Source organism: Paenibacillus sp. FSL R5-0766 (assembly GCF_037971845.1).
Taxonomy (GTDB): Bacteria; Bacillota; Bacilli; order Paenibacillales; family Paenibacillaceae; genus Paenibacillus.
The window spans coordinates 2,342,200-2,357,903 of the sequence record NZ_CP150227.1 but is presented as its reverse complement, the minus strand read 5'-3'; the positions used below and the strand labels follow the sequence as shown (position 1 = coordinate 2,357,903).

The following is a 15,704-nucleotide window of genomic DNA, read 5'->3' as shown; positions in this document are numbered from 1 at the left end:
AAGTGATTGAAAACCAACCATCTTCTTCCCATTCCATGGAATCTAGCTTGCCAGTTCTGCAGATTCCACTGGATTTTGGGCGACGTCAACAATCATTCTCTTATCAGTCTGCTCAAATCACATTACATGCTTCTCTGAACCGTGAACTTAAACAGAAGTATGGAGAACAGATGGTGTACCCGGTACTCCTCTCAGCTTATGCAGCCTTGTTATTCCGTTTGTCAGCTGAACAGGAACTTGCCATAGGTATACTTTCCCCCGATCAGGCAGCTTCCTATCTTTCATTGCAGATTCAGGGTAAATTGACCTTCAGCCAACTATGTCATCAGGTGTCAGAGCAGCTCAAGATTGAATACACGTTGCAGAACGGTGGATACCCTGAAACGTTTTTTATGCTGAATAGTGTGCAGTTGCCTCAAGCTCCTCAAATATTAAACTGGAACGTTCGAGATGATCAGAACATGCTCATCCTCGATCTGTTCTATGATAGTTCACTGTTGAAAGAGTCTACCGTGCTGAGATATGCAGAATATTATCAGACTCTTCTACTCGCCCTAGTGCGTGACGGTGAAAAAGCAATCGGTACGGTAGATATTCTTTCCGCCTCAGATCGATTGCTTTACCGTGAAATGAATGATACTTCTGTTCTCGAACCAGAGAACCAAACGGTTCATGGCTGGTTCGAAGCAACGGCAGCGGCATATCCGGATTCACCGGCGATAACATCGCCATCCAAAAGTTATACGTACAGGGAATTGAATGAACGAGCTAATCAGGTTGCACGTGTTCTGTTATCCAATGGACTGCAGAAAGGTGAATTTGTCAGTATCTTTATGGATCGAAGTCTGGAGACGATCATCTCCCTGCTTGGTATTCTGAAGGCAGGTGGTGCATATGTTCCGATCGACCCTGAGCATCCACAAGAACGTAACAGTTATATCGTGGAAGATACGGCGTCCTCATTCGTGCTGACAACGGAGGCTTCTTATGCCCAAGCTTCCAGCTTGTTCTCCAGTATAGCTACGGTCCGTCAGATTCTCGCTGTGGATGGTCGTTTGGCCGGATTTGCAGCAAGTAATCCCAATCTGGATATTCAGCCGGATGATCTTGCGTATATTATCTACACGTCAGGGTCGACCGGTAAACCCAAAGGTGCACTGATTGCCCACCGGGGTGTAACCAATCTTGGCAGCGTGGTTCAGCGTGATTGTGACATTCAACCAGGTGATGTATTAACCCAGTTTGCTACATACAGCTTTGATGCATCCGTGTGGGATACCATTGGCGCCTTGTTCTATGGAGCAGAATTATATCTGTTGTCTGCGGAAGAACGTGTATCCGTTGAAGAGTTCGCAAGTGCGATTGAACGGACAGGAACAACCATCATTACGATACTGCCTACGATTTTCTTCAATCAGCTTGCTTCCTACTTATCCGATGAAGGTTTCCACAAGCTGGCCAAAGTCAGAATCATCACTGTAGCCGGAGAAGCGTTATATGGTGAACAGGTTCGTGCCTTCCAGCGCAAATTTGGAAACCAGATTGATATTGTTAATGTGTACGGACCTACCGAATGTACAGTAGCCACAGCTACTCACCGCATCAGTGAGCAGGTTCCGGAACATGTGGTGAACATCCCTATCGGTAAACCGATTCATAACTACAAAGTATACATTGTAAATGAAGAACAACAGCTCTGTCCGGCAGGTGTACCTGGTGAGGTATATATCGCTACCCCTGCACTGGCCAAAGGTTATCTGAATCAGCCAGAACGTACAGAGCAAGCATTCATTGAGAACCCGTTTGCGATAGGTGAGAAAATCTACAAATCTGGCGATATTGCCAAATTGCTGGATACCGGGTTGCTAGAATATGTTGGTCGCAGTGACTCTCAGCTAAAAATTCGTGGTCACCGGATTGAGATTGGGGAGATTGAAGATCACTTTGCACGGCTTGATCAGATCCAGAACGTTGCCGTCATTCCGAAGAAAGAATCCGACGGACAAAATATGCTGGTTGGTTACTTTACATCGAAAGATGGCAGTACCCTCTCTGTTTCGGACATCAAGGCAGAACTGACGGAGAAACTCCCTTCTTATTTTGTACCGAAGTGGATCTGTCAGCTGGATGAAATGCCGATTGCACCGACTGGGAAAATCAATCGCAAAGCGATGGTATCCCTGCCTCATGTGGAACGACATGAAGATCGTCCTGACCGAGTCATGCCTGAGACGGAGACGGAATCCATTATCCTGGACGCATGGAAAGAAATCCTTCAGCATGATGACTTCGGTGTCGAAGACAGCTTCTTCAATATCGGTGGTGATTCACTCCGGGTCATTCATGTACTGGTCATTCTGAAGCCACATTATCCGCAACTGAAAATTGCCGACTTCTTTGCCGAGAAAACAGTCCGCGCTCTCGCTCGTCGTGTGGAAGTATTGTCTCTCAGTGCAGCAGAAGTTACGGATTCAGTGGTGACCGACGGTATGATTACACAATTATCCGAACACCCTGTGGAGCTAACTTCCCAGTTGGGGTATCCGCTCATTCGTGAACCTGAGCATGTGCTACTGACCGGAGCAACAGGTTATCTGGGCTCTCATGTGCTGCAACAGTTAATTCTGAATTCCAGTACACGAATCTACACCCTTGTTCGTCGACCATCCAATGGAATAACTGCAATGGAACGTTTGACTAACGTACTGGAAGGTTATTTCGGCAAACAACTGACTGACCAGCTCTCCACTCGTGTGGAGATTATTGAAGGGGATCTCGAACGACCTAATCTCGGTCTGTCCGCTGAACAAACGGCTTATGTTCAGGATCGAATTGACCGTGTTATCCACTGCGCTGCAGACGTACGTCATTTCGGAGATGCCGATCAGTTCGCCAAAACAAACGTGGAAGGAACGGTCGCATTGCTAGACTTGATTCGCAGCAAACCAGGTGCTTCCTTCCACCATGTATCCACGATGGGTATTCCGGAAGATCTGGCACTCAGCGGACAATGGGAATCTTCCCTGCAATATGATCGGTTCCCGGCTGACTTGCATGTGGACAACCTGTATTCGGACAGCAAGCTTGAAGCCGAGAAAGTGCTCATGATTGCCGCTGAGCAAGGAGTACCTGTCAGCATCTATCGTGCAGGTAACCTCACTTGCCACTCTGAGACTGGACGCTTCCAGTCCAATATTGATAGCAACGCCTTCTATCGTATGATCAAAGCGATGTTATTGCTTGGCAAGGCTCCTGCGGCAGACTGGATGGTTGATTTCACACCGATTAACTATGCAAGTGAAGCTATCGTTCATCTGGCCTTACGTCAGGATACCGCCGGTCGTGTATTCCACATCTGTAATCCGGAGCCGATCCGCTATGATGAGCTGATCCGTTCTGTGAATCGGGCTGGTTACGAAGTCGAGACGCTACCATTCGCGGATTACACACGTTGGTTGTTCGATGCGAGCATCAGCAAAGAGCCGGAAGCTCTTCAGTTGGCTATTGCACAGCTTGAAGGCGACGGTGCGAAGGATTCAGCATATGTCTATGCTTGCCCTGTCACAACGGCTTATGTGGAACCTGCCGGAATCTCATGTGCGAGAACAGATGATCGCTTCATCTCCGCCATGTTGGACTACGCCGTTCAGATTGGATATTTCCCGTCTGCAATCCGGCACCATAACGGCACTTCTACAGCAATGGAGTAAGTTCACACTATCACGAAGAGAAGCCATCTATCGTCATTCACTGACGATAAGATGGCTTCTTTACTTCGCATTTTTGGGTCATTCTTTTAGACCCATCGGATAATTGCAATAATGGCAAGATGCGCAGGATAGAAATAGCGCCACACCCAACGTGGCCCCTTCATACGGAATCCCGCTTGATAATACTGAGCAATAGCAATGCCGGCGGTTGCGAGCACACTATACATTTGCACAGAGCTGTTATGCAGCAGAAGATATAGTGCATTTAACAAGACATGTGCCACGACAAGTACAGGACCCTGGAAATAACGGAATAACAGGACCAATACCAACCCGTACATCCCGTAATCCATTTGGCTAATTTCCATGAACCAACCTGCTCCAATTACAATCGGAATCCCCAATAGGCGGGATGGCAATTTATCAATAACGAATAATACCAACAGGGCTGACCACAATGTCCATACCACGTTCAGAGAATAATGATTAAACGCAGCCATGAACGGCACCTGTGATATGATTGCTATCCAGAACAGACGCCATATGTATTTTTGTACGTCTCGTGTATGTTTATAACCGATATACACTGCAAATGCATAGATTGGAAAAGCGATACGACCTATGATCCTCAACTCTATAATATGTGGAAAAAAGACAGCCCCTATATGATCAATTAACATCGTGATCATGGCAATCCACTGCATCATGTTGCGACTCCCCTCCCTTGTTGCCGACGACACGAGTGTGCCATTCATTCATATAGTCCATCTTTTGGAGCAACCTCTTATACATTAAGTTCATAATACATGAATTTGGTATCCTGTGCATATCCTTCGGATTCATATAAAGCTTGCGCTTGCTTGTTACTTAACTCAGTTGAGAGTGATATACGAAGAACCCCTCGCTCAGATGCCAATCGCTTGGCTGCTTGCAAGAGCTTCCTGGCAATGCCTTGCTGACGATAATTCGGATGCACATATAGATCATTAAGCACCCATACAGGCCCCATCGATACCGAACTGAAACTGGGATACAGCTGAACGAATCCGGTGCAATTAAGGCCATTCGAGAGTGACATAACTTTACTTTCATCTGTCCCATGATCACTTTCCGCATCTGTCTCTGCTACCAAAATCACCGATTCATGGCGTTCCATTCGTTCTCTAATATACTGACGTGCTGCCTCAATGTCAGCATTTTGGTTGTAGAACATCCTGTACTCATTGAACAGTTGTCCCACTTCGTTACAATCTGGAAGACCCGCTTGTCTGATTCGGTGCTGCATTTCCACTCAACTCCTCTGGGATGGAGACCATCGTCTCATCGTTTGTATTTCTTCAATTGTAAAACAGTCCCCCTCCCTTTCCCCATTCATCATCTGTATCAAAGTTTGTAGTATCCTGAGCAGTGAGCTGACATTCGTTCATGCGCGCTTCCAGATTACATCTTGCTTATCTAGTCCATGCCAGTTCTGTACGTTTTGTTATGTTGACTTCGTATTGGCAAAAATAAAAAGGCGATCAGAGCATCCACTGCTCCGTCGCCGTAATTATTCAGTTCGATTCAGCATTCTGCTGTTCCTGACCAGGATCAGCATCGGGGAAAATGACACCTTTCTTCAAAATCAGATTGGCATATTGCGCTCGCTCGCCAGTTGCAACAATCACATAGGCATTCGAAGCACGTTTATAAAAATCAAATCGCTCTTCATGATCAAAAGCATCCGTTATGCCTTCATATTTTTCAATCAACCGGCGATAGTCTTCCCATATGATCGGGATCACCTGGTCTCCTTCCACAACCTGCATGACAGCAGCGGGACGCTCAGCATAGGTATCCAGTGGATATAATTGCAGGATGGCATCCAGCAGTTCCACGACTCCCAGTGCATCACAGCGTACCAATCGCTTGGCATGACTGGCTGCGGGGAAATTGCCATCCGCCAGAACCAACTCGTCTCCATGGCCCATTTCGGACATGATTTTGAGTAACTCTGGAGGTAGTATTACGGGTATATTCTTTAGCATGCACAGCTCTCCTTGGTCATCTCCAACATTAGTTAGAGCAAATTTTTTTTCTACATTTTTCAAGCACTCTAGACATCAATTCCATAAAAGCGGTTTCATTACTATTCTAACAGTATTTTCGGATCATTGCACAGCGCACCCGTACGTTCAATATGAGAATATTTCATTTTGACAAAAATACTTGTTTAACATATAGTTGTTATAACAAGTAATTGATTGGGACATTTCATTATGGAAGCGAGGTCTAGCAATCACATGGACTATACACTGGAACAATCTGTTGGATTCATGCTGGGATTCACACATCGTAAAGCTGTAGCTTTACTTGCAACGCGATTCAAACCTTATGATATTACGACGGAGCAATTTTCTGTTCTCTTTAATGTTGACCGCGGAGAAGGTGTGAATCAGAAGGAGCTCGCTGCACGTGTCTTCAAAGACCAACCCACCACTGCGCGGATTATTGATCTGCTTGAGAAAAAAGGCTGGGTAGAACGCCGGACCAGTGAACAGGATCGCAGAGCCTATCTGTTATATCTCACCACGGAAGGCAAAGCGTTAATCGATATCCTCGTTCCGATTGAAAGAGAAATGAATAAAGAACTTGCTGAAGGTATACCCGAAGACCAGATGGAAGCATTTAAACATACTCTTTCCCTCATTAACCGCAACTTGTAATGAATCACAACTCAGGGGGAATACATCATCATGAAAGAACAATCTACACAAGTTAGACTATGGACCACCGATTTTATTCTGCTGATGCTGTGCAACTTCTTGTTGTTCTTGCAACTGCACATGATCGTCTCTCCGCTTCCGTCCTACGTTCAGGAGCGATTTCACGCCAATGCATTTGAAGTAAGTTTATTCACCTGTCTGTTTGCACTAAGTGCCATTGCAGCCCGTCTCTATTCCGCGAAAGCACTGGAGAAGGGCCTTCGTAACGCCATGATCTATATAGGCCTGTCCGTAGCCCTGCTGGCAACGCTCGGCTATTATTTTGCTGCCGGTATAGCCGTGCTCTTGTTGCTGAGAATGTTGTTTGGTATCGGGTTTGGTATGAGCAGTACCGCTTTTCCAACGATGGCCTCGGACATTGTGCCCGTCAAACGAATGGGTGAAGGTATGGGTTACTTTGGTCTATCGACTAGCCTGGCTATGTCTATGGGGCCAATTATTGGGGTCACTCTGCTACAGGGTGCTGGATTTGTAACCCTCATGTTATGTACTGCGGGTGTCCTCGCTGTGATCTATCCACTGAGTTATTCGCTGACACGCAAAAAAGCAGTCAGAACCGATAACAGTACAACCATCATGCCACAAGCCACAACAAGTGCTTCAGGGTCCAACCCAAAACAGAAGACACCTTTCAACCGTAAGCTGATTCTGCCCAGCGTGCTGAATTGCCTGTTATCCATCACCTATGGTGGACTTGTCGGATTCATCGTTCTGTATGGCAAGGAAGCCAATCTGGCCAATCCTGCGCTGTTCTTTTTGTTCAATGCACTCGCCGTGTTATTGGTTAGACCCTTTGCAGGACGGATCTATGACAATAAGGGTCCAAAAGCCCTGCTCATTCCAGGGGCTATATTTATTGCGGTTGGCCTCATTCTGCTCTCGTATGCAACCTCCATGTCTACCTTGTTCATTGCTGCCTTTATCTACGGGATTGGCTATGGTTCCATGCAGTCGTCTCTGCAGACCTGGATGATTCAAGTTGTATCTCCTACTCAACGAGGTATGGCTAACGGTATGTTTTTGAACTCGCTGGATCTGGGTATTGCAACCGGTGCCCTTCTTCTTGGCGCCATTGCGGCAATAACCAGTTATACCGATATGTATCGATATTCCGTGATGTTTATGATTCTGTTCTTGCTTATCTATCTGATTCAGGGAAAACGAAGCGGCAGCTTCTCCATTGAACCTCATGCTCTGCTCGCTCATACGCATATACCTGCAACAAATACAGGTCAGCCTAAGGATTCCGAACATAATACGCAAGATCCCAGAAATAAGAAATAAACCCGTCAATGGGAGTGACACGATTACAAGGTTTATTCTTATGATCAAGAAAACGCGTTTACACCGAGGATGTATACTTTCTCAGGCGTAAACGCGTTTTTTATGTGTCCATGGTATTCAATTAAAGATAAGAATGAATTGTTGGCTAATACCATCCATCTAGAGTGGACTTTTCTTGCGCCGTATAGGAGCATAACCTCGACTCGTCTCAATCCGATCGATATGCCGTTCATCCTGTTTATGTCCACTTCCTGAAGTAGGTTGGTCTCCCTTATCGGGTTTGACCGCAAATAAGGTGAGCAATGCCCCTACAGCTCCAGATGCGGCGAGCACACCAAAAAGCCAAAAATGTTGTGTGCCAATCAACAGAGACACAACAGGAGGACCAAGCGATACACCGATGAATCGCATGCTGCTGAACAAACCCGTAATCGTACCACGCTGTTTCTTGTCTACTCCCTCAGTAATAAGGGCATCCAGACACGGTAAAGTTGCTCCTATTCCCGCACTTCCTAATGTGAACAATCCCACCACAACGAAGATATTATCGAAAATTCCAATAACACCCAGCGAAACGGTTACAAGAACAAGTCCTGCGAATCCGAGCCATTTCATGCGAGGCTTACTCTTTCCAATCCACTTTCCTCCGAAAAAGGAAAAAAGACATAAGGCTGCCAACGGAATCGCAAGTACAAGGCCTTTTACGACCCCTTTCATGGCGAACTCGCTCTCCAACGTCTCGGATAGATAATAAAGCACACCAAAAAGAATAAACATGCAAATTCCACCAATTGCAAACAAGGCGTACAACCATCGTCCTTTTTCTTTCAATACATCCCGAATGGAAGCCACAAATTCCGTAAAGGTGGGGGGCTTTTCTTTTTTCTTGGGTGTTTTCACCAGGAAAATAACTAGAATCAACGAAATCACACATAATACAGGAATAGCCACAAATGGTAAAAACCACAGCCAAACAGCTAGTGCTGCACCCAAAATCGGACTTAACACTTTACCAAACGTATTTGAGGTTTCAATGATTCCCAAGCTTTTGCTAACCTGATCTTCATCATTGAACATGTCTCCAACCAATGGAATGACAATAGGGAATGCGCCGGCGGCTCCAACCCCCTGCAATAACCTGCCACCCAAAATAGCCCAGTAAGCTACATTTCCATCCAGAATCCATGCAGCCACACCAGATACAGCACCCCCGACAGCTGCAATGATAAGGCTGGGAATAATGACTGCTTTTCTGCCAAAACGATCAGACAAATACCCTGCGAGTGGAATAAGCAGGATGGCAACTACAGCGTAGACTGTAATAAGCATACTGACCTTAAATGCAGATACCTTCAATTCACGTTCAATCTGTGGCAGGATCGGTATTAGCATGGAGTTACCCAAGGTCATAATTAAAGGGATGGAAGCAAGTGCGACGAGGTCCCACTTTTTATCATTCATACCACAACCACCTTTACAGGTTCTACACGCAACAGCATTATTGTGCTTGTTTCGGAGGCTGATTATTCAGGACATGCTACAACTACAACAATCTAAAGTGCCGTAACGCTGCTCCACCTTTGAAAATAATATACAGCTCATTCACCTTATGTGTCGCCTCAAGCGAACACTGGACTGTTGTCCACTTGATATCTTTCCCATTCACACTGCCTCCAGGTCCAGAAACTTCACATACACCGAGCAGTTCGCCCTCCAGTCCTCCAGAACGAATCTCCAGACTGCCCTCTTCCCCAAAAGCTGCCACTCTGGCTTCAAATCCTTGTACTTCTTGAACAGCATTATGGTTGAAAGCGATCCAGGACGATTGCTCCTCTCGATATAAGGGTTCTTCCGGAGTGATTGCCCGAACTGCCGAACGCCCTTCCAGACATTCATCCAGAAGAACACCTGCACAAGCATCGTAATTCTCGGCAAAGGTAAGCAAGTGCAGCGGACGATCCGGAATCGTCTCACCTTCAATTTTAATATCAGCCGACTGACGTATATCTGCGGAAGAACGCCCTGCCAGGATAGCCCAGGTTGCTGTCTCCAGGCAGTATCGATCTCGGGTAACATCCCATAGCTCCAGCTTCTGAACAGGAACTTCTAGACTTATCGTAACACGTGTCCCTGCTTTGACATGAACACGGCGGAAAGCAAGGAGTTGCTTCTGAGCGCGTTTCACTCGCGAGGTATGTGCAGTTCCATAGATCTGTACGACTTCATCACTGTCACGTTCACCTGCATTGTGTATCTCCACTTCAATCTTCAATTGATCTGTAGTGGTGGATTCCTCTGTAGCACTGCGACTTACACGAATCGCTTCGTATTCGAATTCCGAATACGTCAGGCCATGACCAAATGCATATTGAACCGGTCCTTCATGATACATATAGGTCATGCCATTCTGAATGATGTCATAATCCATTATGTCAGGAAGCTGTGATTCGTCTTCATACCAAGTCATATTCAATCTGCCTGCCGGGGCATAATGACCTAACAGCACATCTGCAAGCGCGTTCCCCAATTCCTGACCTGCATGTGTCATATAAACGATTGCGCGGGCAATACCTTTCAACTCCTGCAAGGCAAATGGATAACTGCCCATAATGACAACCACTGTATTGGGATTAGCTTCACACACAGCTTTGACAAGCTCGACCTCACTCGGCGGAAGCAACAGACTTGGGCGGTCAATTTCTTCTTTGCCGTTGATGTATGGGCTGTTGCCAACAACAACGACAGATGCCTGACTGCTACGTGCAGCTTCTACAGCTTGTTGTATTCCGCTTGTCATAATATCAATTTTGAATGCAGAAGGTATCTGTGTATTGCCTGGTGATTGACTTGCGTGTCCATAGTCACCAATATCATTCTGATTTGTACCTGTAGCTGTAGTCTGTTCTCCTTGTGGCCGGAGTGGAGATACAGCAGACTGTCCCTGATATTCGCTCAGCCCAACAGAAATACCGTTCCACGTCCGCAAGGTGTTACTTCCATCCGTTAGAGGATCTATGCGAACAACTTCCTTCACAAACCAGCCACCAATCTCCGGTGCATTTGCCTGATAGATACCTTGCTCGGTTAAGCTAACGTATCGATTATTGTTCACACTTCTCAGCGTATGACTTCCCCAACCCCAATCCTGATGTACAAATTCGGCGGCTGTAGGTGCACTGGCTTCCGGTACAGCGACGAGTGTACCTTGCGCACCAAGAGTTACAACTTGTCCGTCTGTTGTCTTCAGCTGAATACGGTCATTCCCATCTGCATACGTTATGTCTGATTGAGGTAGTCGATTACGCAGTCCATCGAGGACGGATACACGATAAGGCAGTGTGCCACTGTACCAATCGGTATAGACAACATCCGCAAGGGGTCCAATCACACTGATTTTCTGCAACGCTTCTGGCTGCAACGGAAGCAATCCATCATTTTGGAGCAAAACAATGGATTCGGCAGCGGCACGATAACTGAGTTTGGCGTGCTCCGGTGCACATAATACCGACTCGGAAATAGACGCATATGGATTTTGCCCCGACTGATCCAGTTGTCCAAGTCGCATCCGCACACCAAAGATGTTGCGGATCGCTCTGTCCAAATCAGCTATTTCCAACAGATTCTGGTCAAGAGCCTCCTCCAGAGCAGATACAACAAGATCAACTTCATCTGTAAGACAATCCACTCCTGCCTTCAACGCACCTGCTGCTGATTCGGCATGACTGGTATGATAACCATGATAATTCACCGTCTGTGACAGGTCTCCACCATCACATACAATGAAACCTGGCATCGCCCACTCACCCTTAACCACATCATTCACATATGGACTTTCAATGGCAGGTGTACCATTGATGGAATTGTAAGCTGTCATCATGGACAAGGCTCCGCCTTCCACAAATGGCGTTTCAAATGCTTTTAGATAGTATTCCCGCAAATTGCGAGGGTCGATGCTGGATGAACAATTTAGCCGATCTTTCTCATTATTATTGGCAAAAAAGTGTTTCAATGTCGCGACCATTTTAAGATAAAAAGGATCATTTCCCTGCATGCCTTTAACGAGTGCTGCCGACATTTCTCCCGTGAGGACCGGGTCTTCGCCATATCCCTCTTCCGTTCTGCCCCAGCGTGGATCACGTTCCAGGTCAACCGTTGGTGCCCACAATGTTAACCCGTGAACTTCAGGATCACGGTGATGGTATGCCCTCGCTTCATCGCCAATAACGGAACCAATCTCCTGCATAAGTCTCGTATTCCAGGTACTCGATAGACCGAGAGGTTGCGGAAATACCGTCGCCTCCCCTTTCCATGCAACCCCGTGGGCAGCTTCGCCCCCAACGTTGTAGGCTGGAATGCCCAGTCTTGGTACAGCTGCTTCGCGTGTAGGAATTAGTCTGATCTTCTCCTCCGTTGTCAATCGTGCAATCAGGTCATCCAAACGTTCCTCAAGTGAACGTGACGCGTCCCACATCGGGTATTGATGATACTCCTTCATCCTGCATTCCTCCTGCGAGTTAGTTGTATTCCAGTTGCCTCCATTGCTCCAGTAAATCCAGCGTACGCTGGCGATACTTCTGACCATCTTCAGGTTGATTAACCTGATGTTCATGAACATAGGCATTAAAATACGAAGACAGTATTCGGTAGGCTAGCCTGCGTGCCTGTCCTTCAACAGATGAGTCCAGAGGACGATCATATCCTTCATGGAAAGCCGCTGATTCTGACGACAATAGGGCTTCAAACTCTCTGTCGGCAAACATGGAACGATCTCCGTCAATGATTGCCGCAATGTTTAGCTCACTATTTTCCTGATGAACAAGTACATTTGCTTCCCACAGGTCATTATGAACGAGTACCGGACGGGTCACTTGATCAAATAAGTCTTTATTTTTGATGAAAATAGCAGCGATATCTTCTCCCACACCTGACATATAATCGACTTGTGCCGCTTTAAGTGCCGTTTCTTCTGCAAAAGAGTGCAGCACCTCGGACCATTGATCCGAGCCTCTAATCGTCCCATCACCCTGCGGCCAGCCAAACGATGCACCCTCGATCTGATGCATGATGGCGGTATAAACGCCAAGCTGATGATACAATCGCTCTTTGTCTATGTCTGAAATTGATGCGTGATCCAGCTGCTTACTCGGGATAAACGCCATAAACATGTACGTTCTTGGAATGATCGATCCGCTGTCATCACAAGCGATAATGTTGGGAGCAGGAATGCCTGCCTTGCGGTAATATTCATATACAATCGGTTCAGCCGCCATCATCGTGCGTTCGAACGAAAATAGTGGATCACTCGCAGAACCAGCCGCCATCTCTCCCCGCTCTGGAGCCAAACGTAAAATCACATCCGTATAGGATGTATGTTCAAGGTGAATCCGATAGGTTGTATTAAAAAGTCCACCTTGCAGAAGACCAAACTCCTTCACTTTGGTATCGCTTCCAAAATGAATTTCTACCAGTTGATGCAGCATCTCTGCTGATATCGTACAGTGCAAACCCGAATTCATTGTACTCATTTCATTCAATCTCCTATCATCGTAGACAAACAGACGGCACCTTTCGGCACCGTCCTTTTCTTCTACTATATCATGTTACAGTTGGATTGTAAGCGCGTTTGAGCCTGTTGCTGCCGTAACAACAGCACCATTTGCACCAGACACTTGGGAACCGCCTTCAACGCTGGATACACTCTCAATGCCGCGAAGCACCAAGCTCCATGGTTTGCCTGCACCTTCAGCACGAACATCCAGCACTGATCCATTACGTGTAACGTTAACTGTCAGCTCCTGTTCAGCCGCTTGGTTCACAACGACAGCTTGAGCCGTTTGACCGTCAGCCAGTTCGAACAAGTGCAAGGACACATCATTCGCAAAGTCATAATCCGGTTTGCTATCCACCGCACCGACAGCGATCAAGCTGTTTGGCTTAACCATCATTGGCAGTGTTTTGAAGTCATGGTTTTCACTGATCCAGCGTCCACCTTGTACTTTCGCTCCTGTCAGATAGTTCGTCCAAGTTCCTTCAGGCAGGTAATAACGAACATCACCCTCCTTATTGAAGATTGGAGCCACCAGAATCGAGTCACCAAACATATATTGCGTATCCAGGCTGTATGTTGTTGGGTCCTCTGGGAAGTCCAGCAGCATAGCGCGCATCATCGGAATCCCTTTTACCGTTGACTCCACCGCAGAATTGTACAGGTACGGCATCAGGCTGATTTTGAGTTTGGTAAAGTCACGAACAACGTCCACGGATTCCTCGTCAAACAACCAAGGCACACGATACGAAGTGCTTCCGTGCAGGCGACTGTGTGAAGATAACAGTCCGAATTGTACCCAGCGTTTGTAGACATCAGGGCTAGCTGTGCTTTCAAAACCACTGATATCATGGCTCCAGAATCCGAAACCGGAAAGTCCCAGCGACAAGCCGCCCCGAAGGGATTCAGCCATGGATTCATACGTGGAAGAGCAGTCACCGCCCCAGTGAACCGGGAATTGTTGCCCACCTGCTGTTGCAGAGCGTGCAAACAGGGCAGCTTCGTTTTTGCCAATCTTCTCTTCAAGCAATTCAAATACAGCTTTGTTATAGAGCTGTGTATAATAGTTGTGCATTTTAACCGGATCAGAACCATCGAAGTACACAACATCTGTCGGAATTCTTTCACCGAAGTCGGTCTTGAAGGAATCTACACCTTGATCCAGCAGGACTTCCAGCTTGCTCTTATACCAGTTCACAGCATCCGGATTTGTGAAGTCAACCAGAGCCATACCTGCTTGCCACATATCCCATTGCCATACGCTGCCATCGGCTGTTTTCACCAGGTAACCGTTCTCCATACCTTCATCGAACAAGTAGGATTTTTCTGCAATATATGGATTGATCCAAGCACAGATTTTAAGGCCCTTTTCTTTCAGACGTGCAAGCATGCCTTCCGGATCCGGGAACATCGCTTCATCCCATACAAAATCAGACCATTGGTATTCCTTCATCCAGAAGCAGTCAAAATGGAATACAGACAACGGAAGATCACGTTCAGCCATGCCATCTACGAAATGGTTAACCGTTGCTTCGTCGTAATCCGTTGTGAATGACGTTGTCAGCCACAGACCAAAAGTCCATGCCGGTGGAAGCGCTGGTTTACCTGTTAATTTCGTATAATTATCAAGCACATCCTTAGGATTGTCACCGCCGATAATGAAGTACTCCAACGTCTCGCCTTCTACGCTGAACTGAACTTTGGATACATTCTCGGATGCAATCTCGTATGATACGCGTTCAGGATGGTTTACAAATACGCCATATCCTTTATTGGACAGGTAGAACGGAATGTTCTTATAAGACTGCTCACTGCTTGTACCGCCGTCCTCATTCCAGGTATCTACGATTTGGCCATTCTTAACAAACGGCGTGAAGCGCTCACCGAGTCCGTAAACGTATTCACCAATACCGAGATCAAGCTGCTCGCGGAAGTATGCTTCCTTGCTTGGACCTGTAATATAACCAGCAGCTCTTTGACCGCTACCTGTAATCCGTTTCCCTCCATACAGGAAGCTAATATCCCAACCGTTTGTTTTGTCGATTTGAACTTCCAGGTTGCCACTTTTCAAAACAGCACCTTGTTCATTTTTTGCGATCTCAACGTTGGCTTCTTGTGTGTTAAGCTCAAATACAGGCCCTTTTTTCACGCCGCCTTTATGATGATTCAAGGTTACACGAATAACGTTAGGCATTGGTGAGCTGTACGTTGCCTTCAGCAATGTACCGTTCAACGTGTCGCCTTTGCTGCGAATATATTTAGTTGCCGCATATACGGTCACAGAATTGTCTTTTTGCACAATATCACGAATGTCAGTCGGGTTTTGAATCTGGTACCCTTCACGAGTCATCCAGAATCCATCAGTAAATTTCATGTTTTCTTTCCCCCTTTGGTTATATT

General features: G+C 46.5%; 10 protein-coding genes. 3 read left to right on the top strand and 7 right to left on the bottom strand.

Features of this window, described 5'->3' with window-relative positions; translation table 11 throughout:
* Positions 1-2: 2 nt before the first annotated feature.
* Complete coding sequence (locus MKY66_RS10670) at positions 3-3,710, top strand: non-ribosomal peptide synthetase (RefSeq protein ID WP_143760257.1); 3,708 nt, start codon at positions 3-5, stop codon at positions 3,708-3,710.
* An 86-nt stretch (positions 3,711-3,796) separates the two neighbouring features.
* Here the strand turns inward: MKY66_RS10670 and MKY66_RS10665 are convergent, their stop codons facing one another.
* The 3 genes from MKY66_RS10665 to MKY66_RS10655 form a co-directional block, all read right to left on the bottom strand.
* The gene (locus MKY66_RS10665; RefSeq protein WP_256704108.1) at positions 3,797-4,417 is read right to left on the bottom strand and encodes a TraX family protein; all 621 of its coding nucleotides are present in this window, start codon (positions 4,415-4,417) and stop codon (positions 3,797-3,799) included.
* 77 nt (positions 4,418-4,494) lie between these two features.
* Entirely contained in the window at positions 4,495-4,995 is a 501-nt protein-coding gene (locus MKY66_RS10660) for a GNAT family N-acetyltransferase (RefSeq protein WP_076208961.1), read from the bottom strand.
* Positions 4,996-5,263: 268 nt separating this feature from the next.
* Positions 5,264-5,737 carry an RbsD/FucU domain-containing protein gene (locus MKY66_RS10655; RefSeq protein WP_076208962.1) on the bottom strand — a complete coding sequence of 158 codons (474 nt, stop codon included), beginning with the start codon at positions 5,735-5,737 and terminating at the stop codon, positions 5,264-5,266.
* A gap of 231 nt (positions 5,738-5,968) precedes the next feature.
* Here MKY66_RS10655 and MKY66_RS10650 point away from each other — a divergent pair, with 231 nt between their 5' ends.
* Together MKY66_RS10650 and MKY66_RS10645 are read left to right on the top strand one after the other, a co-directional pair.
* The gene (locus MKY66_RS10650; protein WP_256704109.1) at positions 5,969-6,415 is read left to right on the top strand and encodes a MarR family transcriptional regulator; all 447 of its coding nucleotides are present in this window, start codon (positions 5,969-5,971) and stop codon (positions 6,413-6,415) included.
* A gap of 30 nt (positions 6,416-6,445) precedes the next feature.
* On the top strand, positions 6,446-7,759 hold the full coding sequence (locus MKY66_RS10645; RefSeq protein WP_076208964.1) for an MFS transporter: 1,314 nt from the start codon (positions 6,446-6,448) through the stop codon (positions 7,757-7,759).
* Between the two features lie 159 nt (positions 7,760-7,918).
* Here the strand turns inward: MKY66_RS10645 and MKY66_RS10640 are convergent, their stop codons facing one another.
* The 4 genes from MKY66_RS10640 to yicI form a co-directional block, all read right to left on the bottom strand.
* The gene (locus MKY66_RS10640) at positions 7,919-9,220 is read right to left on the bottom strand and encodes an MFS transporter (protein ID WP_076208965.1); all 1,302 of its coding nucleotides are present in this window, start codon (positions 9,218-9,220) and stop codon (positions 7,919-7,921) included.
* 82 nt (positions 9,221-9,302) lie between these two features.
* The gene (locus MKY66_RS10635) at positions 9,303-12,254 is read right to left on the bottom strand and encodes a glycoside hydrolase family 3 C-terminal domain-containing protein (protein ID WP_076208966.1); all 2,952 of its coding nucleotides are present in this window, start codon (positions 12,252-12,254) and stop codon (positions 9,303-9,305) included.
* 19 nt (positions 12,255-12,273) lie between these two features.
* A complete protein-coding gene (locus MKY66_RS10630) occupies positions 12,274-13,284 on the bottom strand; it encodes an aminoglycoside phosphotransferase family protein (RefSeq protein ID WP_076208967.1) in 1,011 nt (336 codons plus the stop codon).
* Positions 13,285-13,359: 75 nt separating this feature from the next.
* A complete protein-coding gene (gene yicI / locus MKY66_RS10625) occupies positions 13,360-15,678 on the bottom strand; it encodes an alpha-xylosidase (RefSeq protein WP_076208968.1) in 2,319 nt (772 codons plus the stop codon).
* Positions 15,679-15,704 lie beyond the last annotated feature (26 nt).

Coding starts and splice junctions, on each gene's coding strand:
- MKY66_RS10665 (WP_256704108.1), bottom strand. CDS start 4,417: ATGATGCAGTGGATTGCCATGATCACGATGTTAATTGATCATATAGGG.
- MKY66_RS10660 (WP_076208961.1), bottom strand. CDS start 4,995: ATGCAGCACCGAATCAGACAAGCGGGTCTTCCAGATTGTAACGAAGTG.
- MKY66_RS10655 (WP_076208962.1), bottom strand. CDS start 5,737: ATGCTAAAGAATATACCCGTAATACTACCTCCAGAGTTACTCAAAATC.
- MKY66_RS10650 (WP_256704109.1), top strand. CDS start 5,969: ATGGAAGCGAGGTCTAGCAATCACATGGACTATACACTGGAACAATCT.
- MKY66_RS10645 (WP_076208964.1), top strand. CDS start 6,446: ATGAAAGAACAATCTACACAAGTTAGACTATGGACCACCGATTTTATT.
- MKY66_RS10640 (WP_076208965.1), bottom strand. CDS start 9,220: ATGAATGATAAAAAGTGGGACCTCGTCGCACTTGCTTCCATCCCTTTA.
- MKY66_RS10635 (WP_076208966.1), bottom strand. CDS start 12,254: ATGAAGGAGTATCATCAATACCCGATGTGGGACGCGTCACGTTCACTT.
- MKY66_RS10630 (WP_076208967.1), bottom strand. CDS start 13,284: ATGAGTACAATGAATTCGGGTTTGCACTGTACGATATCAGCAGAGATG.
- yicI (WP_076208968.1), bottom strand. CDS start 15,678: ATGAAATTTACTGATGGATTCTGGATGACTCGTGAAGGGTACCAGATT.